This is a genomic window from Bacillus sp. FS02, assembly GCF_024398395.1.
GTDB classification, from domain to species: Bacteria; Bacillota; Bacilli; order Bacillales; family Bacillaceae; genus Bacillus; species Bacillus altitudinis.
In genome coordinates this window covers 715430-736677 of the sequence record NZ_CP074101.1, presented here as the reverse complement: position 1 = coordinate 736677, position 21248 = coordinate 715430, and the positions used below count along the sequence as shown (strand labels likewise).

Sequence of the window (21248 nt, the reverse complement as noted above, 5' to 3'; positions counted from 1 at the left end):
CTTTTTTTGTTAGCAGCTACGGTTGATGAGTCTTGGATTTAAGCACTCGATTGCGCAGAAGCAGTCAAGGTCTACTTCAATGCAATACTTTGATTTTTCTAAACGGAACACATCACATACGGAATCTTTATCTGTAAAATCTAAAATATGACGATCTTTGTCAAATGCAATAAGCAAGCTGAGTGTTGCGCAGTGATCAGAGATGTGTTCGACTCTGAAAAATGCAGTGCTGAAGCAAGGGCCAGCATCTACTTCTCCGACGTTTCCGAATGCGACGAATGGTTTTGATTTTGAGGTAAATAGAACAAACGGGACAGTGTCACCTAATGAATGTGATGGAGAAAGGAGATTGCTGTAACAGCTGGTCGGGCAATCCTCTTCGACGGCATTTTGTAAGTCGTTTATGTTTTCAACAGCCTCTGCTACACAGTTCCATGAATGTTTGCGGCTCATATTCAACCCTCCTATACAAGGAAATTTGTTTGAGTGTTTGAGCACTGTCATCATCATCTATAAGCTTTATTACGTGTCTCGCCGGTTGATGTATCTAATGTCAATCAATGCGGAAGCGGCCGCCTTTTGCTGACTGCTCCGCATGATTGGTTGTCATTCGTGAGGAAGGGGATGCTTTGACTTATGACAAGATAGATGAGCGGGCGATTGGTTAGCCGTGGTGATGATGCTTTTTATCTTTTGTTGGCATGACTCTGTCGACAAGTTCTGGATTTAAACATTGGATCGCGCAGAAACAGTTCAAATCAACTTCGATACAAAAGTCCGCTTTTTCTAAACCAAAGAAGTCAGGATCGCAAGGGTGACAAACGCTTAGCGTATGTCCGTGTACATCAACAGGTCTTAATACAGATAATGTGGCACAGCAGTCATGCAATTTTTCAACCCGGAAGAAAATGGATTCGAAGCATTGGCAATCGTCAACAAATCCTCCAATGTTTCCGAAAGTAGAGAACAATCCGCCCTTTTTATCAAAAAGTAAAAACGGAATCGTATCTTTTCCAGAAACTGTCGGGCTTAATAAATTACTGTAGCAGCTCGTAGGACATTTATCTTCTACAGCTTCCTGCTCTGCTAAAATCTTATCAACCGCATCGCATACACAGTTTTCATCATGTCGGCCATGGTGTTTTCCGCAGCTCATGGATTTCAGCTCCTTTAACAAGGTATTTGACTTTAGTCCTTAACAACATATGTATGCGCCCTCTAGTTGGTGTGGGTAAATGACTATTTATCTTTGTTGTATTTTTAGAAAAAGGAAAAGCAGAGCTTTTCGCTCTGCTTTTGTACATTAGAGGATACCAATTGCAACGATCGTCGCAACAAGTGTCTGTGTAAGCGTTTGGATGGCAATAGAGATGTCCGCATCGATTGTAGAGACTGTAACGTTTCTAGAGTTTTCGATAACAAGTTTCTGGCGATTTGTTTGTTTGTGGCTAGCTGCTTGTAAGAGATCTTGCGTGACGCGGTCAGCTAGGTCACCATCAGCGATTGAGATGTTTGTAATGGTGATGATCGCTGTTTGAACAGCTGCTTGGATAGATGCTGCAACCTGTGCATCAACAGAAGAAACGTTAATGTCACAAGAATCTCTAACGATAATGACTTCCTCAGATGTCTGCTTTGTGACACTCACTTGATCAAAGTCTTGTAAAACATCTTCATCATCATAATAGTGGCCGTCACAAACTGCTTTTCTTTCGTAGTTATGATGGTAATCGCCGTGGTGTGTACAGTTACGATCTAGAGCGACCCAAGAGTATGGTTTAGAATCCATTTCTTTTCCTCCTTCCGTTTACTTTATTAAATGCTGGAATGATTGGTTTTGTCTCGGGCATTTATCCTAGCAGGCAACCCATTTTTATTTAATCGTTATTTTGCTGCGCTTGACGGCGCTGCTGGATACGATCTCGAAGTGAATTTCGTTTAGGGCGCACTTGTGGTTCAGGCTCGACCTCTTCTGCATGTTTTGCTGCCTCTGCCTGACGCTTTTTCTCCTGCTGCTGCTGTACGAAATCATCTGCTTTCTTTTGTAAATCCTGAACCAGCTTCAAAATCATCCTTCTTTGATCTTCTGAAAGGTTTGCTTTCTGATCATCTGTGACATTATTTTTGTTTAAAATATCACTCACAAGAAGGCTTGTTAATGGATCAACATCAGTGTTGATTTGAAACTCCTTTTTTTCGTTCTCTTCAGCCACGATTATTTCACCTCTTTCATACATGATGTTAGAAAAAGAAAGGGTCAAAGAATGCCGGCTTCAACTAAAAGTACATTCAGTGTTTGAGTGAGAATTTGGACGGAGTTCATAATGGATGCATCAGATAATGTAATCGTGACGTTATAACAATTGATGATTTGAATCACGGTTTTCTTTTGAACTGTCACTTGTTGTGCAGCTAAAAGCTGTTCTGTGATGTCTGCAGCCAATTCATCATCTGGTACAAGAATTTGAATTAAAAGAGTAATGATTGTCGTTACGGTCGCTTGAAGGGAGAGTGCGGCTGTTACATCTGTTTTATGAATCGTGACATTTTCGGAATCCTTGATCTCGATGAAATCATCATAATTGCTGATTAATTCGTTTAACAGTTGTGTGTATAATAAATCAGCACTTTCTTCAATAGACAATACTTTCACTCCTTTCTTATCTATACATTATTTAATGCAGCAGAGGCTCAAGGTGGAATCGGAAAGCATGAAAAAGTACAACCCAATTTTATTTACACCCGATTCATCATGGCGGTCTTTCTTTTTGCATATATAAAGAAAGGACGGAAAAAGAAGAATGAAGGAGGTGGAGGTTCCATGAGCGGCGCTTTGTCATTTGCTATATTTGCCCTCGCATCCTTTAGGCTGACGAGATTGATCGTGTTTGATACGATTACAGCCCCCTTTCGCCGTCTATTTCATGAAGAGCAAGAAGAGGTAAACGAACAAGGTGAAGTCGAGACCTATATCGTCATTAAGGGGAAGGGACTGCGATCTTGGATAGGAGAGCTGTTAAGCTGTTATTGGTGTACGGGTATGTGGTGCACTGCTGCTTTACTTGCGATATACATATTTTTTCCTGTCATCAGCATGTGGCTTAATTTACTATTAGCGATTGCCGCCGCAGCAGGCTTGATTGAAGCAGTCGTGTCGAAGCTTGTGAAATAAACAGGCATTCTGATCAGACACGCTTAAAGAAAATGCATATACTAACATGGAATAGGAAAGGAAGGGTTGCGATGAAACCAACTGAAACACCGTCACATATGCTTCAAGGGTATCCAGCGCAGTCAAATCAACAATCTGTATATACGAAGAAAATCAAGAAGACGGGCTGCGGCTGCGGGAAGAAAAAGAAACCTCAATAGGGAAAAACAAAAGCCGGATTTATCCGGTTTTTTTGTTGCCCTTTTTTTGGGTGATGCATATGTAAGAGAGAAGGGGTGACCAGAATGGATGCATTCGAACAATTAATCGGTTCCTTGTTCACTAAACCCCATGATGGGAAAGAGCAAGCGCACGAAAAAGCTGAAATGGATCTAGCGAATAAAGCGAAGGATCTTGAAGAGCACTTAAAAGCATTTGGCGAGAAAATGGATACTTTTGCGAAAGAAACAGAAGCATTCATGATCCGTCATGGAGAGGCAGATTACGTCTTTAAACAGCAGAAATAAAAATTCCGCACTTTTTTATGTGATCGTCCAAACCATTTCATGTATTTTTCATATTTTGTAAGGGAGAAGAGGAGGTGCTTAAATATGAGTTGTTACGGTTACGGTGGCGGTTATTGCGGAGGTTATGGCGGCGGCTACGGCGGCGGTTATGGTTCAACTTTTGTTCTTGTCGTCGTGCTTTTCATTCTTCTAATCATCGTTGGTGCTTCTTTCTTTAACTAAACAGTAAGAAGGTGAGGGAAGCAATAGGGAAGCCTTTTGCTTTCCTTTCTCTTTGCTAACAAGGCAGCAGGATAGGCACATATCTCGCCTATTTTCATATAGTAAGGTGATTACTCCACAAAGAGGAGGCAAAGGAATGGATAATAAGTTCTTTAAAAGTGTGGAAAATAAAACAGGTGTAAATATGAATGATGTCTTTAAGCTTGCAGGTTCTTTGCAAAACGCGAACTTTAAAGATGAGAATACCGTACGAGGTGTCATTAAAAAAGTGGCGCAGCTTGCAAACAAACGTGTACCTAAAGAAATGGAAGATAAAATCGTTCAATCGATTACAAGTGGAAAAGAAAAGCTTGATTTTAATACAATCGCTAAAATGATGAACAACAAAAAATAAACAACAGGCTCTCCGTTTAAAGGGGGCCTGTTGTTTTTGTGTGAATAATTCACGATTTTTCTTTAAAAGAGGGTACAAAAAGCGGGAGCGGTGAGCCGTTTTTCCTCTTCTATATGATGGAACGGATAGATAAAGGGATTGTTCTGCTCTCGTCATGGCAACGTATAATAAGCGCCGCTCCTCTTCGATGGCTTCTTCATCACCGCTTCTCAGCTCATCAAGTGCAAAGTCATGAGGGAGCGCCCCATCAACCACGCTCGTGATGTACACTGTTTGGAATTCTAGTCCCTTCGCACGGTGGATCGTCATGAGCTGAACGCCTGGTTCATCTGATTTTTCCTTTTCAGCAGATTTCATATGTTCGGCATGAGCGAGGAAGGCTTCAATCGTTTCAAAACGTTTCGCCGCTGTTTTCACATCTCGTACATCATCAGTTCCTTTTTCAAGCACATTCGTATCACTCACACGTTTTTTTAAATAATCACCAAGTCCCATCCTTTGTTCAATAAACGCTACAGCTTCAGATGGCTTTAACGATTTTAACGTACGAAACAGGGGAACGATCGATTGCAGTTTTTTGCGCTGAAACGGCTGAATGTCTGTTAGCTTTCCAAGTGCCTCTACCATAGAACAATCTTCCGTAATGGTCAGTGCCTTCATGGTATTCAGTGTTTGCTGCTTTAAAAAGAAAACGGGCAGCAGCAGCTTCATTGCGGCGACATCATCTGCATCCTGACTGAGCGAAAGAAAAGCGAGCAGCACCCGAACAATTCTTCTGCTATAAAAGGCTTTTACGCCAGCATCAGTTTGATACGGAATCGCCGATTGATGAAGACGTTCATAAATCGCGCGGCCTCCTGTATTCGTTCTAAACAGCACGCAAAAGTCATTCGGTTTTGCACCGTTTTTAATTTTCTCCTGAATATCTGCTACGATCATGGTCGCTTCCTCTTCCTCGTCATATGGATAAAAAAGAGTCGGCGGAATTTTCTCCACGCGTACGGCTTTTAACGTTTTCTCGTAACGATGCTGGTTCTTCTTAATAATGGCGTCTGCACTTGCGACAATCGTATGATGAGAGCGGTAATTTGCATGTAAATGGACGATCTCGGCCGAAGGATAGTCCTGTTTGAAGTCAAGAATAAAAGCAGGATTGCTTCCTCTAAATGCATAGATGGCTTGATCATCATCGCCTACACAAAATAACTGCTCGGATTCTCCAGCTAAAAGCTGGATTAATTGATATTGTACGGGATTAATATCTTGAAATTCATCTACTAAAATATACTTGAATCGTTCTTGATATTGTTTGAGCAATTTAGGCTGCTTAGTCAGCATGTGTAAACAGGCAATCGCCATGTCATCAAAGTCAAATTGTTGATTTTCACGCTTTTGCTGTTCGTATGACTGATAGATTGTCCACATTTGCTTTTCCTTTTCATCTTTCAGCTCAGGAAGTTCGTTTGGTAAAAAAGCATTTTTCCAATAGCCGATTGATTGCAGCACTTGATCGGTTGGATAGTCTTTTTCATCAAGTCCTTCATGCATGATCGCTTTGCGAATATACTGCTCTTTTTGCCAGTCGAATTTAATCAAATGCTGTCCGTTCCATTTGCCCCGATCATCGTGAAGCAACATTTTATAAAATAGACTGTGGAATGTGCCTGTCACAACTTGGCTCGCCTGTGAAGGATGAAGCTGATACTGCATACGTAGTCTTTCTTTCATTTCACTGCTTGCTTTTGTGGTGAAGGTCACGAGCAGGATATGGTGAGCAGGGATTTGATGGTGCGACATCAGATAAGCAGCTCTTGCTGTCAGTACCCTTGTTTTCCCGCTGCCGGCGCCAGCCAGCACAAGCATCGGACCGTCTTTGTGTGTGACAGCTTGGAGCTGCGGTGCGCTAAAGGTGATGTGTGGAAAGAGGTCAATGGTATGCACTTCTTCATTCTTTTCTAAATGAAAGGTTTCGCCAAATTGAATGGATCGTGGTTCCTGCCAGTCATCCGATTCTTCTGTTTGTGAGATGATCTGTTTGCCGGTTGGAAAGCGAAAGCCGCCAAGTTCTTTGTAGGATGCCTCTTCCTCTCGTTCAGCCGGTTTCTTTTCCTCTTGTTGTTCTCTTTTTTCGCAAATCTCTTGCTGAGATATTTGCTTATGGATAAAGGCAGGTTCTTCATGTATATTTAATCTGAAAAAGACGGGTTGTCCGCAATATGGGCAAGATAAATGCCCTTTTTTGCCCTCATCATGGAGGAATTGATAGTGTTCTCTCGAATATGTATGTAATGAGATCGTTCGATCATGTCGTCGTGCGCATTTCAAAGCTAGTCCTCCAATAGTCAATCAATCTTAAAAAGAAACACATCTAATCATATCAAATGAGGCGTGTTTCAAACAGTCATAATTAGGGAATAGTAGAGTAGAAGAGAAGCAAAGGAGGCGTTCTTGATGGGATATATAGCCCCGATTCAGCCGGATCTGTATTTTCAATATATCAATCGTCCTGCTCCTCAGGATAAAGAAGACTATGCGAAAGTGACGAAGGTCACCCGCACCTTTCATGACAAGGTATACAGAGAGCTGGAGAAAAAAGAGGACTTAGTGACAGAAGCGGAAACGAAAGTACAGCAAAAAAAGCGGGAACGCTTTGTACGAGATATGTTTATGGAAGAAGGTAAGGGCGTTCATATCAATACTTACGTCTAAATGACTGCGCTTTCTTCCTGAGCGAACGAGATGGAATCAATAAAAAGCCAGAGCATCCATGATGCCCTGGCTTTTTATTGTCGTTAAACGGATAGTGTTTTTGTCATTTTGACATGTGTAATTCCTGCTTCTTCAAACGGTTCTGAAACGGCTTTGTAGCCTTTCTTTTCGTAGAAAGGAAGAGCTTGGACTTGTGCATGCATGACAGCTTCTTTCGCTCCGTTTGCCATCGCTTCAGACTCAAGTGCTTCTAAAAGCTGGTGGCCAAGACCGAAAGAGCGCGCCTCTTTTAATACACAAATTCGTTCAAGCTTTGCCTTATGACCTTCAATTATGCGCAGTCTAGCAGCAGCTTGTGGTTTGTTGTCATCATTATAAATGACAAAGTGAATGGCTTCGTCCTCAAGTTCATCAATTTCGATCTCTAACGGGACTTCTTGTTCTTTTACGAAAACTTCTTTTCGAACATAATAAGCATCTTCTCGTTGTGTTTGTTCTTTTACGATGACTGTATTCAAATGTCTTTAACCCTCTTCTCCTAAGATAAATGTTTCATAAACGGTCCAAGAACCGTTCTCTAATTGATATAAAAGATGGAAGCGGTCAACCGTTTCCTCGTGGTCAATTTTTCTCAGCTTCAATGTGCCTAGAACGTCTGAATGCTCATCGTCTGATAACTTTTGAGCCACTGTCACATGCGGAACAAATGCATATTCAGGTGTACCAGCAAGCGGATCAGTGTACAACTTCTCATTGAGAGTCATTAATTCTTCGTTCGGTTCTACTTTCATATAAATCACGTTGTTTACAGGAGCGAATGAACTGAATTTTTTAATACGTAACGTAATAGGAGAAGCATTTTTTGCGTACTCTCGCAAGGTGGAGACGACCTCAGCTGCTTCTAGATCCGTTAATTCAAAAGGTGTTCTTAATGTTAAATGAGGTGGTATGAGTGCATAGTTCGGATCATAACGTTTCCGATAAGAGTTCGCAATGTCTTGCAATTTTTTTGATGGAAATAAAACAACTCCGTATTTCATCATGTTCCCTCCTGATTAAGAAAGTATTTATTATTTTTTATTATAACAAAATTCAGTTGATTAACGAATATGGGAGCATTCTTTTTAACGAAGGTGAAATGAGCGGCTGCCAAAACGTCCATTTATGATCGCCTTCGAATGTCTCAAATAAATAATCCGCACCTGACTTCTCCAAAAGGATCTTTAATTCTTCGTTCGGCTGAATAAAGTCAAGCACTTGCCCATCTGTCGTTTTCACAGCTGTTTCTTCTAACCCGATTTGATGGATAATGGCATAGTGAGCAAGGGATGATGACTGTTTGACTGCTTGCAGAACCGACTCATCCACGTAAGGAGACTGCAAAATCAATCCACCAAATAACGAAGGATAATCAATGGCTGTCATAAGTGAGATCGTAGCACCTAATGAATCACCAATAAATGTACGACCTGATCCAACTTGATACGTTGGGTAGTGTTCATCAATATACGGAACTAGTTCATTTGCCAAAAAGCGTTTATACGCCTCGAACTTTGGTCCGTCTGGATGATACGTATTTCGCCTTTCAGTCACATTTTCATATGGGACACCAATGATAATCGAGCGTTCCATTTCTTTGTTTTGCATTAATTCTTCCGCCTGTCTGCCTATTTTACCTAGACGGAAATAATCATGACCATCCTGTGCAATGATGACATGATATGTATAAAGGGGGAGTAATTGACTGGCAAATAAATCAAAATGGTCATATCTGCCCCAAGTTCTTTTGACTGTAAGGTTTCTTCTTGAATGATGCCTGTTTTCTTCACCATAATCCATTCCTCCAGCTAACCAAATTCATCATAAGTGAAACGTTTCCATTCATTGTAACACGAAAAACAGCGTTGTTCCTATATGCTAACATGCAATCAAATTGGCTGACATCCAATCTGCTGCAAAATACAGAAAATTTTAATTAATCGTTACATTTCCCCTTGAAAAATGAGGTTTAATGCGTTACAGTATTAAGAATTAGAACAGACAGACAACACATTCTTATCGTGAGAGGTGGAGGGACTGGCCCTTTGAAACCTCAGCAACCGGTATGCATCACTTCATGTGATGTACCAAGGTGCTAAATCCAGCAAGCAGCTTTTTTGCTTGGAAGATAAGAGGAAGCGATTAAACCCCTTCTTCTTATGAAGAAGGGGTTTTTCTGTTTTGAAATTAGATTTTTACTTAGGATGGTGTCAAATGACAGAACATGTGGAAACGAAGTTAGCGCAAATTGGAAACCGCAGCGAAGAGGCGACTGGAACTGTCAGTCCTCCCGTTTATCTTTCAACAGCTTACAGACATAGAGGCATTGGGGAATCAACAGGATTTGATTATATTCGGACGAAAAACCCAACAAGGCAGCTTGTAGAAGATGCGATTGCTTCACTCGAAGAAGGAACGGCCGGTTTTGCCTTCAGTTCGGGAATGGCTGCCATCCAAACGATCATGGCGCTGTTTGAGAGCGGGGATGAACTCATTGTTTCATCAGATTTATATGGCGGTACATACCGTCTATTTGAAAACGAATGGAAAAAGTACGGACTGCGCTTTGTTTATGATGATTTTTCAGATGAAGACTGTTTACGCTCTAAAATGACGCCAAATACAAAAGCCGTCTTTATTGAAACGCCAACAAACCCACTCATGCAGGAAGCGGATATTCAAAAGGTTGCGAAAATCGCAAAAGAACACGGTGCATTGGTCATTGTGGATAACACCTTTTATACGCCCGTCTTGCAAAAACCGATTACACTCGGAGCGGACATTGTCATTCATAGTGCCACCAAATATTTAGGCGGACATAACGATGTTCTTGCCGGACTTGTCGTCACAAAAGGAGAGAAGCTATCGGAAGACATGTTCCAGCATCAAAACGCCATTGGGGCGGTTTTATCTCCATTTGACTCATGGCTTTTAATGAGAGGAATGAAAACATTGGCGCTGAGAATGCGTCAGCACGAAGCAAATGCGAAGGAATTAGCTGACTTTCTAAAGCAGCAGCCTGAAATTCAAGATGTGCTTTACCCAGGAAAGGGAGGCATGCTGTCATTCCGAGTAGCCAAAGAGGACTGGGTCAATCCATTTTTGAAGCAGCTGAAAACGATTTGTTTTGCTGAAAGCCTTGGCGGAGTCGAAAGCTTCATTACGTATCCTGCAACGCAAACGCACATGGATATTCCAGAAGAGATTCGCATCGCAAACGGTGTGTGTAATAAGCTTCTCCGTTTCTCTGTTGGGATTGAGCATGTGGAGGACCTAAAAGCAGACTTAAAACAGGCACTATCAAATGTGAAAGAGGAGGTACACACGAAATGACCACACATGATTGGACACTAGAAACACAACTCGTTCATAATGCGTTTAAAACAGACCGTTCCACAGGTGCAGTCAGTGTGCCGATTCAACATGCATCGACGTTTCACCAAAGCAGCTTCGATGACTTTGGTCAATATGACTACTCCCGATCAGGCACCCCTACACGTCAGGCATTAGAGGATACCATTGCAGCGCTAGAAGGAGGAACGAGAGGGCTTGCCTTTGCGTCAGGTATGGCAGCCATTTCAACCGCTTTTCTTCTATTATCAAAAGGAGATCATGTCCTTGTCACAAGAGATGTGTACGGCGGGACTTTCCGAATGATCACCCAAGTTCTTTCAAGATTTGGGATTGAGCATACCTTTGTGGACATGACCAATTTGAATGAAGTGAAACAAGGCATTCAATCAAATACAAAAGTCATTTACATGGAAACACCGTCAAATCCTACACTCGGTATTACAGATATTGAAGGTGTCGTACAGATTGCGAAAGAACATGACTGTCTGACTTTCTTAGATAATACGTTTTTAACGCCTGCGCTTCAGCGTCCGCTGGACCTAGGTGTTGACGTTGTGCTGCACAGCGCAACGAAATTTTTAAGCGGCCACAGTGATGTACTGTCAGGCTTAGCCGTGGTGAAAGATGAGAAGCTAGGAGACGAACTTTATTCGCTGCAAAACTCCTTCGGGGCGGTACTTGGCGTACAGGATTGCTGGCTTGTGCTGAGAGGATTAAAGACCCTTCAAGTCAGATTAGAAAAAGCCAGTCAAACCGCATTAGAACTGGCTTCATTCCTCAAAGAACATCCTGCGGTCAAAAAAGTATATTACCCGGGATTAGATGATCACCCAGGGGCAGACATTCAGCGGAAACAGGCGAGCGGTGCAGGTGCTGTTCTTTCATTTGAACTAGAAAACCAAGCGGCTGTCAAAGAATTGGTCGATGGCGTCACATTACCTGTATTCGCCGTCAGCCTCGGAGCAGTCGAATCCATTCTTTCCTATCCGGCCAAAATGTCCCATGCCGCTATGCCAAAAGAAGAAAGAGAAAAAAGAGGCATTACGGATGGTTTACTTCGATTAAGTGTGGGCGTAGAAAACGGAGAAGATCTCAAAAGGGACTTCAAACAAGCACTAGATCAACTAAAGCCCGTCCTTGTGAACCAATCATAAAAGTTAGTGAAAAGCCGGTGCAGATACCGGCTTTTTGCCTTTTTTGAACAAAACCATTGACGACTGATCATGATGGTTATATAATAGAGACTGTCAGTAACAGAAAGCCCAGAACTGATACATAACCCGATTCCGTAGCTCAGCTGGGAGAGCGCTACCTTGACAGGGTAGAGGTCGCTGGTTCGAGCCCAGTCGGAATCATCGTTGAAACCCTTGCCTAGCAAGGGTTTTTTGATTGTCGGTAACAAATATTTGTTCTGTTTCTTTTGGTTGGGGACGAACTTTATCCACCAGATTGTTTCTCAGTATTTTTAGAATCAAAAAATTCCTTTTCCATACCAATCACACATTTTTTAATAGTATCAGCATATCCAGTTTAAGAGGTTACTTACAAAATATTTAGAACTTTTTAGTAAGAATCCTCAGAAATGTAATACGGTTTTAAATATTTTCATTTATAATTCTCTATTTGTCTATACTTTTCATATCGCTGTTGTATAAGCTCTTCCGAGGATAATCGTATCAATTTTTTAAGAGATGATTCGATTGCAGATTCAATCAATTTTGCCTGTGAGTTGATATCATTTTGTGCTCCACCCTTAATTTCAGGAATGATTTCATCAATAATTCCTAAATGCTTTAAATCTTTTGCTGAAATTTTCATATGTTTAGCAGCTTCTGGAGCATACTTAGCGTCCTTCCATAGGATAGATGCTGCTCCTTCTGGCGAAATGACCGAGTACCATGAATACTCTAACATATGGATATGGTTACCGACACTAATGCCAAGAGCTCCACCACTTGATGCCTCTCCAATTACAATACAAACAATTGGCACTTTAAGTGTAGCCATTTCCAATAGATTTCGAGCTATCGCTTCAGAAATTCCACGTTCTTCAGATCCTTTGCCTGGATAGGCGCCAATTGTATCAATAAATGTAATAATAGGGCGATTAAATTTATCAGCTTGTTTCATCAGTCTTAGCGCTTTTCTATATCCTTCTGGGTGTGACATTCCAAAATTTCTTTCTATATTTTCCTTTGTACTTCTCCCTCTTTGATGACCAATAACCGTAACGGGCATCCCTTTAAATTTTGCAATACCACCTATCATTGCTTGATCATCACCATATAATCGATCACCATGAAGTTCAAAAAAGTTTGTAAACAATAAAGGTATATAATCCAATGTCGTGGGCCGGTTACGTAGCCTTGCAATTTGAACTCGTTGAAAAGGTGTAAGATTAGAATAAATTTCATCTTGCATTTTATTTAAACGTTTTTCTAATTCTTGAATTTCTGATGATAAATCTACATTATGTTCTTTCATCATTTTCTTTAATTCATCAAATTTCTCTTTTAGTTCAATCATAGGACGTTCAAAATCCAAACTCATTTTATCCTCCAAAGGGTATGATTTACCTCACTCTAATCAAAAGACTTAGAAATAGAATCAATAAATAATTCAAAACCATCCACAACTATTTTTTGTTCTGATTCTGATAAATTATTAAGGATACGTTGATAAAATGTAAGGGATTGTTCTCTTAAGCGATTAACAGTAATGTGACCTTTTTCTGTGAGGTGCAGAAAAAGTTCTCTTCTGTTTTTTTCATTTACTTCACGATAAACAAGTCCCTTTTTTACTAACTTATCTACCAATCTACTTACAGTTGAAGTCTCTAATCTAAGTTTATTGGATAGTTGCCAAACAGTTAATTTTTCTATCTCTAGTTCCTCTAACGCCATCATTTGAGAGGTTGGTAGAGGTTTTTCAAATGGTCCATTGGGCAAATTTTGAGATTCAAAAACCCCAGTTATTATAATCATTTTCTTAATATCTGATCTTAGTTTTAAGGCATCTTCTCTTTTCAAAAAAGGTCACCCTCCTAAAATTCATGTAGTATACATCAATTGTATTATACATGAATATGTTTTTTTCACAAGTTTAACGTCAGCCCATATGACAACATGGACAAGAGATTTCTTCTTGTTAAAATGGTTTAAGTGGATTGATCATAGTCGATCCACCTGATTGATAGATGCATCAGGATCTTACCCTAAGTAATTACTGTTTACTGTTCTTTCAACAAAATATGAAAAATGAAGAGAGGGGGAGAAAAATATGAAGTCATTTTTACTAATTGGACAATCAAATATGGCGGGGCGAGGCTTCAAGCATGAAGTGCCACCAATTTATAATGAAAGAATCATGATGTTGCGAAATGGTAGATGGCAAATGATGACTGAACCCATCCATTTTGATAGACCGGTAGCTGGCGTAGGACTAGCGGCTTCTTTTGCGGAGGCTTGGTGTAAAGAGCATGAGAGAGAGAAGATTGGTCTTATCCCATGTGCCGAAGGTGGCAGTTCCATTGATGAGTGGTCACGAGATGGGGCATTATTTCGTCATGCAATAAATGAAGCTAAATTTGCAAGGGAAGATAGCGAATTGGCCGGAATATTATGGCATCAAGGAGAAAGTGACAGCCAAGATGGGAAATACAAAGAATACGATGAAAAAATACGAAGATTATTTCATGAACTGAGAACTGAATTATCTGTACCTAACATTCCGCTTGTGATAGGTGGTTTGGGCGATTTCTTAGGAAAGACAGCATTTGGCGCAGGATGTGTGGAATATCAACTGATCAATGAGGAACTACAAAAATATGCACATGATCATGAAAATTGTTATTATGTTACTGCGAAAAGCCTTATACCTAATCCGGACGGAATTCACATCAATGCGATGTCCCAAAGAATATTTGGTATAAGATACTATGAAGCATTTCGAAAAACAGAACATATACATGAACCATTACCAAATGAACATGAGCTAGTGAATGACTGTCATAATAGAATGAATACCTCAGCGGAGAATACATATATAGCACTAGAAAAATTCACGTTGGGCAAGATGACTTATGAAGAGTTGCTGGAGGCTTTAACTTAGGTAAAGGTCATGGTAGTCTTTGAATAAACAGAAAAATGATATATCTTGTGAAAGGATGATTGTGGTGGTAAAAACAGATAAAGCTTCCTCCTGAATACAGTAAATCACATTCAGGAGGAGATATAAAATGTTTAAACAAATAGTCGAAAGTTATCCATGAAAAGAGTACTTTCATCATTATATGACGGTAGCCTGATGCTCATATAGCTAGGTGATCGATCTAGACATCACGAAATTGTATGCAATATTAAAAGAAAAAAGGCTAGATTCAATGCAAATTACCTGAAGACAAAAGGTATTCTCATGGAAATCTAGAAGATGAAGGCAGACTGAAATGAGTCTGCCTTTTTGTTTTGTGAGGATAAAGACATGTGCCAAAGGTTTATTGATGTACACTGGTTCTTTTTGCGGTTTCTTTTCGGTGCCTTGTAAATTTCTGTATGTCATAATAAATGTAATATAAGGGAATTTTGTGGAAGGGGAGTAAGGGGATGGAGAAAGTTCTTTCTTCACATGTTGGTGTGAAAATAAATGAATGGTATAAAATGATTCGGCAATTTAGTGTGCCGGATGCAGAGATTTTAAAAGCTGAGGTTGAATGGGAAATAGATAGGATGGAAGAAGATCAGGATCTTCTTATCTATTATCAATTAATGTGTTTTCGACATCAACTTATGCTTGATTATATAAAACCTTCATTCGATCAATCTATTTCCGCTCTAGTCGATAAAATAGAGAATGCTAACCATCAACTGTCTGGAATGTTGCAATACTATAATGCCTTTTTTAGAGGTATGCATGAATTCAGTCAGAAAGAGTATGTACAGGCCATTCAATATTATAAGATTGCTGAGAGACAGCTGGCGCTTGTTGTAGATGAAATTGAACAAGCAGAATTCCATTTTAAAGTAGCAGAAGCATATTACATCATGAAACAAACCCATGTTTCTATGCACCATATTATAAAAGCGCTAGAGATTTATGATCGTTATGATCTTTATAAGGTGAGAAAAATTCAAAGTCTATTTGTGATCGCAGGAAATTATGATGATTTTAAACGATATGAGAAGTCGCTCCCCCACTTACATAAAGCACTAAATCTTGCTGAAGAAGTAAATGATCAAAGATTAATTGCTAAAACTTATTTGAATCTTGGAAATACGTATGACAGGCAACAGGATTATATTAAAGCTGCGTCCTTCTATAAAAAAGGACTAGATAAGATGAGTGAAAACAATGAAGATATTAAACCAAGATTATTTTTTAGTTTAAGTTGGACCTTGTTTAAAAGTGATAACACAAGAGAAGCACTTGATTATATCGCTAAAGGAATAAAAAGTGCAACAGCAGAAAACAATCTGTTTTATAAAACATTGCTCAATTCATTAAAGACAATTTATGTCGATGAAGGTATTGAAAATGTACGAAAAATGTTTAAAGGATTAGAAGAAAAGAAGTTGTATCCTTATATTGAAGAGTTTGCTTTAAGCCTTGCAAATCTCTATGAGAAAAGAAATGATTCGGAGAGGGTAGCAGATTATTATAGAACCGCCATAGAAGCTCAAACCGAAATCCAAAAAGGGGAGTGTTTATATGAATATTAAAATGAAGATATTGATTAGCGCCGCTTTATTGGTAGGTGCTGCTTGTCTGGGCTCTCTTAATTACTCAAAAGAATCAACTGATCGAAATACCACTGTATTTCCTCAAAAAACTGATCGAAACACGACGATGATCGATCCAAACTCAATATTTGAAAACGTATAGGCAAAATGAAAACAGACCCTCCACGGTCTGTTTTTTTATTGGGACAGATTGGGGACGAACCTTTTCAGTTTTCTTCAGAAATGCACATTTTTTATCAGAAAGGCTAATCATAGAACCTTATTAAATCAGTCTTTTTCAGGGAAGAACAAAGTAAAACCCCTGACTTTTATGGCTAGGGGATTTTTTCTGAGAACTTTCTTCAAATGTTAATCACAAAAAAACAAAGGCACCAAAAGTGAGAAGTGTAACGCCAAGAGATACCAAACTGATAAGTGGCGTAATAGTTCGCATTAATTCCGCTTCGACATTCACTACTAAAACCAGCTTTCTCAATTTCTTTCTCTTGCAAAATGCCCACTATCTTAAAAAAACCTGCATTTTTGTTGTAATTGCAATAAAAATATTTTATTCTTACTAGTATAAGACCATATAAATGCTTCACCTGGTTCAGACTAATATCAGAAAAGGATTGATAAACAATGCATATAAAAAAAATAACAACTGAAAATGACTTACAAGTTGCTCTTAATATTAGAAAGTCGGTCTTTATTGATGAACAGCAAGTACCTGAGTCTGAAGAATTTGATCAATTTGACACTCTTCAGGAACAATGTCAGCATGTCTTGGTATGCCATGAGAATGAACCTGTCGGCACAGGTCGGGTGCGTATTGTGGATGGTACAGGTAAATTGGAACGAATTTGCATCCTAAAACCTTATCGTAAGTACGGTTTAGGCAAAGTGATTATCAGAGAACTGGAAAAAATCATGCAAGAAAAAGGAATTACAAAGATAAAGCTGCATGGACAAACACAAGCAGAAGGTTTTTATAAAAAACTTGGTTTTCAAACTGCTTCAGATGAATTTATGGAAGACGGGATTCTGCACGTTTTAATGATAAAAGAATTATCTTTAAGTAGAGATCATGTCTAATAAAAAAAGTATGTTTCTTACGGTTTAGGTGTACTCGTATTAAGTTTAGGAATTTCATTAACAATACAATCAGGACTAGGTGCTTCCCCATTTGATGCCCTTTTAGTTGGCCTTTCCAAAGAATTTGGTCTTACCGTAGGGAGCTGGGAGGTCTTGATTTCTATCATCATCTTAATTTGCAATTCTATATTAGTGAGAAAAAAACCTGTTTTTTTAGGTTTGATTACAGCGTTCGTGACTGGAATCGGTATTGATCTGTGGTTACTCCTCATCAAATATGTCATTGATACAAGTATGTGGTTTAGCAAACTGACTTGCTTTGGAGCTGGTTTGATATTCATTGGTCTTGGAACAGCCGTATATCTTCAAACAAAATTCGCATCAACACCAATTGATCATTTAACACTCATTCTTCGAGATATTTCAAAAAGAACGATCGCATTTTCGAGAACAATATTATATGCATTTTTCTTCATATTAGCTTTTATATGCAAAGGACCTATCGGTGTTGGAACCATATTAACGATTTGTTTCGGAGGCATCATTCTTCACTTTTTCATGCCTATTGTTAACCGTCGGTTATTATCAAATTGATGATTTGGCTGGGTACGATAAATCAATTAAAAAGCTTCTATAGTAAAGGTAGAAGTGAATAGAGGATAGCGCTGATAATTACAAATTCTATATTGGCAGGGGAGAAATATATATATCACTAGAACAGTTCACGTTAGGGAAGATTACTTACGAAGAGTTGCTGGAGGCTTTATCATAAACAAAGCTCATGGTAGACTTTGAATGGACAGAAACATGACATAACTCTTGAAAGGATGATTGTGGTGGTAAAAACAGATAAAGCTTCCTCCTGAATACAAGCAATTACATTCAGGAGGAGATAAAAAATGTTTAAACAAATAGATGAAAATTATCCGAGAAAAGAGCACTTTCATCATTATATGACGGTAACCCGATGCACATATAGTCTGGTGATCGATCTAGACATCACAAAATTGTATGCAATATTAAAAGAAAAAAGGCTAAAAGTATATCCTGTGCAAATTTATTTGTTAGCAAGAGCTGTGCAAAAATTACCGGAATTTCGGATGGATCAAGTGAACGATGAACTTGGTTACTGGGAGATTCTCCATCCTAGTTATACGATTTTAAATAAAGAAACAAAGACGTTTTCAAGTATTTGGACGCCTTATGATGAAAACTTTGCTCGGTTTTATAAAAGCTGTGTAGCGGACATGGACACTTACAGCAAAAGCAGCAGCCTATTTCCGAAACCTCATATGCCAGAAAACATGTTCAATATTTCAAGCCTGCCGTGGATTGATTTTACTTCTTTTAACCTTAATGTATCTACAGATATAACTTATTTACTGCCAATATTTACGATAGGCAAGTTTAAGGTGGAAGAAGGAAAAATCATTCTGCCCGTTGCGATTCAAGTACATCATGCTGTTTGTGATGGCTATCATGTCGGTCAATATGTTGAATATTTGAGATGGCTTATTGAACATTGTGAAGAGTGGTTAGATTCATTGGATATGTCCTGAATGTCAGGAGTGATTTGCAAGAGGTGTTCCCGTGGAATTTAAAAGATAGCTTAAAGCAGACTTAAATGAGTCTGCTTTTTTGTTTTTTGATGAAAATTTAAACGTGACAAGTAGCTATTAATGGCAATAAAGATTTGTTTCTCATTTATTTTTGCGGTTTCTTTTCGGTGTTTTGTAAATTCTATCATGTGATAATAAATGGAATATAAGGGAACTTAATGAATTGTGAGTAGGGGATGTAGAAAATTTCAGCTTGAAACTGTTTTCAAGAGTAGGCCTGAAAAGTGATTTGTGATGATTCTGAGTATATTTAAGCTTCTAAGTCAATTAAAGATAGGTGATAAACTACGTAGTAATGGAATATAGAACGTTAATTCAACCATAGCAATTCATTATGCTGCTAGGGTTTACAGGAAATATGGTTTCGATTTTGATAAATATTAAACAAGTTATGGTTTATGACAACATAAAAAAGATTAACAAATTAAATAACAGCCCAACAAAAGGTTAAATAAAATTTTGAAATTATTAAAACAAAATCAATGCGGAATACAACAATCAAAGAACAACAAAAAACATGTCGAAACACGACGATGATTGCTCGACGCACAGCATCTCAAAATGTATAAAACATATGAAAACAGACCTTAAGGAGGTCTGTTTTCATATTGGCTTCAGTCAAAATCATCATGAACATGAGGAAGATGTAAGTGTTGTATGCACTTTTGTTGTGCACAACATTTTATGTCAAGCCTCAAGGTTGTGTAAATAACCATCAAGATAAAAAGACATTGTATTCATCACATCTGTTTTAAAATCTCGTTTAAATTCATGCAAATTATGATTTTCAATAATAGTAATGACTTCATCTGGTAAAGTGGCAGTGAGTTTGCATCCAGTGATAATCGCTGCTTCAGCTTGAAAAATATCCATCACTTGCGCCTCATTGATCACATCATTTGAACAAAGTAAGTCTGTCATTTCCGTTAGCTTTTGAAATAATAACAGTTTTGATTGAAGCATGGTATCAGAGTCGATGTTTCTTTCCAAAACAGACGTGCGAATGGCTTCTAATCTAATGTACATAGGATTTTTATCAATGATTTCTTCCAATTCTTTCAGAAAAAGTTGTTTGATATCCTGAAGTTTTTTGATCTGTGTTTCAGAAATAATTTCAATGAAGCGTTCTAGTCTCTTTACATATTCCCGGCATAATAGTTGGAAGAAAAGAGCTTCTTTTGTTTTGAAATAAACAAATAGTATGCCCTTTGATAGCTTCGTTTCTTTGGCGATATCTGACATTTTGATTTGGTTATATTCATGTGTCTCAAAAAGCGCTGCTGCTTTATCTAAAATCGCTTGAGCTCTTAGAGCCTTCGCTTCATCTGTCATCGCTCGTTTCATTATTTTCAACCTCCATTTCAAAGGTAATTTTGATTTGGAGTCAGACAAAGAGATATTTAGGGGAGCAAGTGATTAGCTGAATCTTTTAATGATTTTGTCAAACGTACGATCACCCAGGAGATTTTTCATAAACACCATAGGTTTAGCACCAAACCCAACCAAATAGCGCGTTTTAGGTTTCGTTACAGTGACAGCTTTCACAATTGTATTTGCAATGACATCTGGTTTTGTTAAATTACTTCCTGAATACGTTTTTACCATATTATCTGCTGATTTGTTGGCAGCTTCTTTATAAGCTCCTTTTGCTGAAGCAGTTTTAAGTTTTTCTGCTGCAATGACGCCCCAATCGGTTGCGATCCCGCCAGGTTCCACAACAATCACATCAATACCAAATGGTTCAACTTCTAACCGTAAGCAATCAGAAAAACCTTCTACTGCAAATTTTGTAGCGTGATACCATGCGCCAAATGATGTCCACACTTTACCACCCATAGAAGAAATATTGACGATCTTTCCATAGTTGTTTTGTCTCATATTAGGCAGAACAAGCTGCGTCATTCTGGCCAGTCCAAACAGGTTGACTTCTACTTGTCTTCGAGCTTCTTCCATAGATACATCCTCCACCGCACCATATGAGCCATAGCCCGCATTATTGACAAGCACGTCGATTCTTCCTTCTTTGTCCAAAATCTCACGTACACAGTTTACCATAGACTCTTCATCAGTGACATCAAGTGAAATGGTGTGAATTCCTTGAGAGATGAGATCCTCCATCATTTCTTTTCGACGAGCAGCACCATAAACAATAAAACCTTTCTTATTTAATTCAATTGCTGTGGACTTTCCAATACCTGCTGATGCACCTGTGATAAGAGCAACTTTTTTACTCATTCGTTCTTCCTCCTTTTAATGACCTTTGGTCAATTATATATGACTTAGGGTCAATTATAAATGACTGACGGTCAACTGTAAAGGGGAATATGAAGATGTTTTATCATTTGTTTTAATGGTCGAATTTATGACCATGAAACGCTTTAAGAGTACAAAAAAGGTGTTTAATACTTTGACCGCCAATGGCCG

General features: G+C 38.8%; 24 protein-coding genes, 1 tRNA gene, 2 pseudogenes and 1 riboswitch. Of the genes and pseudogenes, 14 read left to right on the top strand and 13 right to left on the bottom strand.

Features of this window, described 5'->3' with window-relative positions:
• Positions 1 to 9: 9 nt before the first annotated feature.
• The 5 genes from KFQ09_RS03815 to KFQ09_RS03795 all read right to left on the bottom strand — a co-directional run bounded on the left by KFQ09_RS03815 (position 10) and on the right by KFQ09_RS03795 (position 2644).
• Positions 10 to 453 (bottom strand): CotY/CotZ family spore coat protein, encoded by a 444-nt coding sequence (locus KFQ09_RS03815; RefSeq protein ID WP_008348434.1) that lies wholly within the window; start codon positions 451 to 453, stop codon positions 10 to 12.
• A gap of 211 nt (positions 454 to 664) precedes the next feature.
• Complete coding sequence (locus tag KFQ09_RS03810; protein WP_008348432.1) at positions 665 to 1156, bottom strand: CotY/CotZ family spore coat protein; 492 nt, start codon at positions 1154 to 1156, stop codon at positions 665 to 667.
• A gap of 147 nt (positions 1157 to 1303) precedes the next feature.
• The gene (locus KFQ09_RS03805) at positions 1304 to 1789 is read right to left on the bottom strand and encodes a spore coat protein (protein WP_008348431.1); all 486 of its coding nucleotides are present in this window, start codon (positions 1787 to 1789) and stop codon (positions 1304 to 1306) included.
• Positions 1790 to 1877: 88 nt separating this feature from the next.
• Positions 1878 to 2213 carry a hypothetical protein gene (locus KFQ09_RS03800; RefSeq protein ID WP_008355377.1) on the bottom strand — a complete coding sequence of 112 codons (336 nt, stop codon included), beginning with the start codon at positions 2211 to 2213 and terminating at the stop codon, positions 1878 to 1880.
• Positions 2214 to 2257: 44 nt separating this feature from the next.
• A complete protein-coding gene (locus KFQ09_RS03795) occupies positions 2258 to 2644 on the bottom strand; it encodes a spore coat protein (protein WP_007498962.1) in 387 nt (128 codons plus the stop codon).
• 177 nt (positions 2645 to 2821) lie between these two features.
• On the opposite strand from KFQ09_RS03795, the gene KFQ09_RS03790 reads away from it, so the two are divergent.
• The 5 genes from KFQ09_RS03790 (at position 2822) to KFQ09_RS03770 (ending at position 4294) form a co-directional block, all read left to right on the top strand.
• Positions 2822 to 3172: a DUF1360 domain-containing protein gene (locus KFQ09_RS03790; protein ID WP_019743061.1), complete on the top strand. Its 351-nt coding sequence runs from the start codon at positions 2822 to 2824 to the stop codon at positions 3170 to 3172.
• 71 nt (positions 3173 to 3243) lie between these two features.
• On the top strand, positions 3244 to 3372 hold the full coding sequence (locus KFQ09_RS03785) for a hypothetical protein (RefSeq protein ID WP_008348422.1): 129 nt from the start codon (positions 3244 to 3246) through the stop codon (positions 3370 to 3372).
• Positions 3373 to 3456: 84 nt separating this feature from the next.
• Positions 3457 to 3678, top strand: a complete 222-nt coding sequence (locus KFQ09_RS03780) for a hypothetical protein (protein ID WP_008348420.1) — start codon at positions 3457 to 3459, stop codon at positions 3676 to 3678.
• Between the two features lie 84 nt (positions 3679 to 3762).
• Complete coding sequence (locus KFQ09_RS03775; RefSeq protein WP_008348419.1) at positions 3763 to 3900, top strand: YjcZ family sporulation protein; 138 nt, start codon at positions 3763 to 3765, stop codon at positions 3898 to 3900.
• 136 nt (positions 3901 to 4036) lie between these two features.
• Positions 4037 to 4294, top strand: coding sequence for a sporulation-specific transcription regulator SpoVIF (locus tag KFQ09_RS03770; RefSeq protein WP_008348417.1), 258 nt, complete (start codon positions 4037 to 4039; stop codon positions 4292 to 4294).
• Between the two features lie 48 nt (positions 4295 to 4342).
• Here KFQ09_RS03770 and KFQ09_RS03765 read toward each other — a convergent pair.
• Positions 4343 to 6619 (bottom strand): annotated as a pseudogene (locus tag KFQ09_RS03765) (ATP-dependent helicase); the annotation flags it as partial.
• A 126-nt stretch (positions 6620 to 6745) separates the two neighbouring features.
• Between KFQ09_RS03765 and KFQ09_RS03760 the strand changes: the two are divergent.
• Positions 6746 to 7003 (top strand): hypothetical protein, encoded by a 258-nt coding sequence (locus KFQ09_RS03760; protein ID WP_008348414.1) that lies wholly within the window; start codon positions 6746 to 6748, stop codon positions 7001 to 7003.
• A gap of 83 nt (positions 7004 to 7086) precedes the next feature.
• On the opposite strand, the gene KFQ09_RS03755 is transcribed toward KFQ09_RS03760, so the two are convergent.
• From KFQ09_RS03755 to KFQ09_RS03745, 3 genes and pseudogenes are all read right to left on the bottom strand, one after another.
• Entirely contained in the window at positions 7087 to 7521 is a 435-nt protein-coding gene (locus tag KFQ09_RS03755; protein WP_008348412.1) for a GNAT family N-acetyltransferase, read from the bottom strand.
• 6 nt (positions 7522 to 7527) lie between these two features.
• The gene (locus KFQ09_RS03750) at positions 7528 to 8043 is read right to left on the bottom strand and encodes a YjcG family protein (protein WP_024720139.1); all 516 of its coding nucleotides are present in this window, start codon (positions 8041 to 8043) and stop codon (positions 7528 to 7530) included.
• Positions 8044 to 8095: 52 nt separating this feature from the next.
• Positions 8096 to 8835 (bottom strand): annotated as a pseudogene (locus KFQ09_RS03745) (esterase family protein).
• A 220-nt stretch (positions 8836 to 9055) separates the two neighbouring features.
• Positions 9056 to 9177, top strand: a riboswitch (SAM riboswitch).
• Between the two features lie 79 nt (positions 9178 to 9256).
• On the opposite strand from KFQ09_RS03745, the gene KFQ09_RS03740 reads away from it, so the two are divergent.
• The 3 genes from KFQ09_RS03740 to KFQ09_RS03730 all read left to right on the top strand — a co-directional run bounded on the left by KFQ09_RS03740 (position 9257) and on the right by KFQ09_RS03730 (position 11751).
• Positions 9257 to 10375 carry a methionine biosynthesis PLP-dependent protein gene (locus KFQ09_RS03740; protein WP_017359654.1) on the top strand — a complete coding sequence of 373 codons (1119 nt, stop codon included), beginning with the start codon at positions 9257 to 9259 and terminating at the stop codon, positions 10373 to 10375.
• The gene (gene metC, locus KFQ09_RS03735; RefSeq protein WP_017367031.1) at positions 10372 to 11550 is read left to right on the top strand and encodes a cystathionine beta-lyase; all 1179 of its coding nucleotides are present in this window, start codon (positions 10372 to 10374) and stop codon (positions 11548 to 11550) included. Before KFQ09_RS03740 ends, metC begins: the two co-directional genes overlap by 4 nt.
• A 128-nt stretch (positions 11551 to 11678) precedes the next feature.
• Positions 11679 to 11751: transfer RNA gene (locus KFQ09_RS03730), tRNA-Val, on the top strand.
• Positions 11752 to 12001: 250 nt separating this feature from the next.
• Here the strand turns inward: KFQ09_RS03730 and KFQ09_RS03725 are convergent.
• Together KFQ09_RS03725 and KFQ09_RS03720 are read right to left on the bottom strand one after the other, a co-directional pair.
• Positions 12002 to 12946 (bottom strand): acetyl-CoA carboxylase carboxyltransferase subunit alpha, encoded by a 945-nt coding sequence (locus KFQ09_RS03725; protein ID WP_081114978.1) that lies wholly within the window; start codon positions 12944 to 12946, stop codon positions 12002 to 12004.
• 32 nt (positions 12947 to 12978) lie between these two features.
• The gene (locus tag KFQ09_RS03720) at positions 12979 to 13425 is read right to left on the bottom strand and encodes a MarR family winged helix-turn-helix transcriptional regulator (RefSeq protein WP_017359641.1); all 447 of its coding nucleotides are present in this window, start codon (positions 13423 to 13425) and stop codon (positions 12979 to 12981) included.
• Between the two features lie 250 nt (positions 13426 to 13675).
• On the opposite strand from KFQ09_RS03720, the gene KFQ09_RS03715 reads away from it, so the two are divergent.
• From KFQ09_RS03715 to catA, 5 genes are all read left to right on the top strand, one after another.
• Positions 13676 to 14506: a sialate O-acetylesterase gene (locus KFQ09_RS03715; protein ID WP_129548235.1), complete on the top strand. Its 831-nt coding sequence runs from the start codon at positions 13676 to 13678 to the stop codon at positions 14504 to 14506.
• A 491-nt stretch (positions 14507 to 14997) separates the two neighbouring features.
• Positions 14998 to 16110, top strand: a complete 1113-nt coding sequence (locus tag KFQ09_RS03710) for a Rap family tetratricopeptide repeat protein (protein ID WP_046343302.1) — start codon at positions 14998 to 15000, stop codon at positions 16108 to 16110.
• Between the two features lie 642 nt (positions 16111 to 16752).
• Entirely contained in the window at positions 16753 to 17205 is a 453-nt protein-coding gene (locus KFQ09_RS03705; RefSeq protein ID WP_017359634.1) for a GNAT family N-acetyltransferase, read from the top strand.
• Between the two features lie 51 nt (positions 17206 to 17256).
• Positions 17257 to 17799, top strand: a complete 543-nt coding sequence (locus KFQ09_RS03700) for a YczE/YyaS/YitT family protein (protein ID WP_051488403.1) — start codon at positions 17257 to 17259, stop codon at positions 17797 to 17799.
• Between the two features lie 305 nt (positions 17800 to 18104).
• Positions 18105 to 18764 carry a type A chloramphenicol O-acetyltransferase gene (catA, locus tag KFQ09_RS03695; protein ID WP_048001664.1) on the top strand — a complete coding sequence of 220 codons (660 nt, stop codon included), beginning with the start codon at positions 18105 to 18107 and terminating at the stop codon, positions 18762 to 18764.
• A 747-nt stretch (positions 18765 to 19511) separates the two neighbouring features.
• Here the strand turns inward: catA and KFQ09_RS03690 are convergent.
• On the bottom strand, positions 19512 to 20168 hold the full coding sequence (locus tag KFQ09_RS03690; RefSeq protein WP_008348357.1) for a TetR/AcrR family transcriptional regulator: 657 nt from the start codon (positions 20166 to 20168) through the stop codon (positions 19512 to 19514).
• A gap of 72 nt (positions 20169 to 20240) precedes the next feature.
• Positions 20241 to 21059, bottom strand: a complete 819-nt coding sequence (locus KFQ09_RS03685) for an oxidoreductase (RefSeq protein WP_008348355.1) — start codon at positions 21057 to 21059, stop codon at positions 20241 to 20243.
• Positions 21060 to 21248 lie beyond the last annotated feature (189 nt).

Coding starts and splice junctions, on each gene's coding strand:
- catA (WP_048001664.1), top strand. CDS start 18,105: ATGTTTAAACAAATAGATGAAAATTATCCGAGAAAAGAGCACTTTCAT.
- KFQ09_RS03685 (WP_008348355.1), bottom strand. CDS start 21,059: ATGAGTAAAAAAGTTGCTCTTATCACAGGTGCATCAGCAGGTATTGGA.
- KFQ09_RS03770 (WP_008348417.1), top strand. CDS start 4,037: ATGGATAATAAGTTCTTTAAAAGTGTGGAAAATAAAACAGGTGTAAAT.
- KFQ09_RS03750 (WP_024720139.1), bottom strand. CDS start 8,043: ATGAAATACGGAGTTGTTTTATTTCCATCAAAAAAATTGCAAGACATT.
- KFQ09_RS03810 (WP_008348432.1), bottom strand. CDS start 1,156: ATGAGCTGCGGAAAACACCATGGCCGACATGATGAAAACTGTGTATGC.
- KFQ09_RS03705 (WP_017359634.1), top strand. CDS start 16,753: ATGCATATAAAAAAAATAACAACTGAAAATGACTTACAAGTTGCTCTT.
- KFQ09_RS03715 (WP_129548235.1), top strand. CDS start 13,676: ATGAAGTCATTTTTACTAATTGGACAATCAAATATGGCGGGGCGAGGC.
- KFQ09_RS03785 (WP_008348422.1), top strand. CDS start 3,244: ATGAAACCAACTGAAACACCGTCACATATGCTTCAAGGGTATCCAGCG.
- KFQ09_RS03760 (WP_008348414.1), top strand. CDS start 6,746: ATGGGATATATAGCCCCGATTCAGCCGGATCTGTATTTTCAATATATC.
- KFQ09_RS03690 (WP_008348357.1), bottom strand. CDS start 20,168: ATGAAACGAGCGATGACAGATGAAGCGAAGGCTCTAAGAGCTCAAGCG.
- KFQ09_RS03790 (WP_019743061.1), top strand. CDS start 2,822: ATGAGCGGCGCTTTGTCATTTGCTATATTTGCCCTCGCATCCTTTAGG.
- KFQ09_RS03780 (WP_008348420.1), top strand. CDS start 3,457: ATGGATGCATTCGAACAATTAATCGGTTCCTTGTTCACTAAACCCCAT.
- KFQ09_RS03805 (WP_008348431.1), bottom strand. CDS start 1,789: ATGGATTCTAAACCATACTCTTGGGTCGCTCTAGATCGTAACTGTACA.
- KFQ09_RS03815 (WP_008348434.1), bottom strand. CDS start 453: ATGAGCCGCAAACATTCATGGAACTGTGTAGCAGAGGCTGTTGAAAAC.
- metC (WP_017367031.1), top strand. CDS start 10,372: ATGACCACACATGATTGGACACTAGAAACACAACTCGTTCATAATGCG.
- KFQ09_RS03710 (WP_046343302.1), top strand. CDS start 14,998: ATGGAGAAAGTTCTTTCTTCACATGTTGGTGTGAAAATAAATGAATGG.
- KFQ09_RS03775 (WP_008348419.1), top strand. CDS start 3,763: ATGAGTTGTTACGGTTACGGTGGCGGTTATTGCGGAGGTTATGGCGGC.
- KFQ09_RS03725 (WP_081114978.1), bottom strand. CDS start 12,946: ATGAGTTTGGATTTTGAACGTCCTATGATTGAACTAAAAGAGAAATTT.
- KFQ09_RS03740 (WP_017359654.1), top strand. CDS start 9,257: ATGACAGAACATGTGGAAACGAAGTTAGCGCAAATTGGAAACCGCAGC.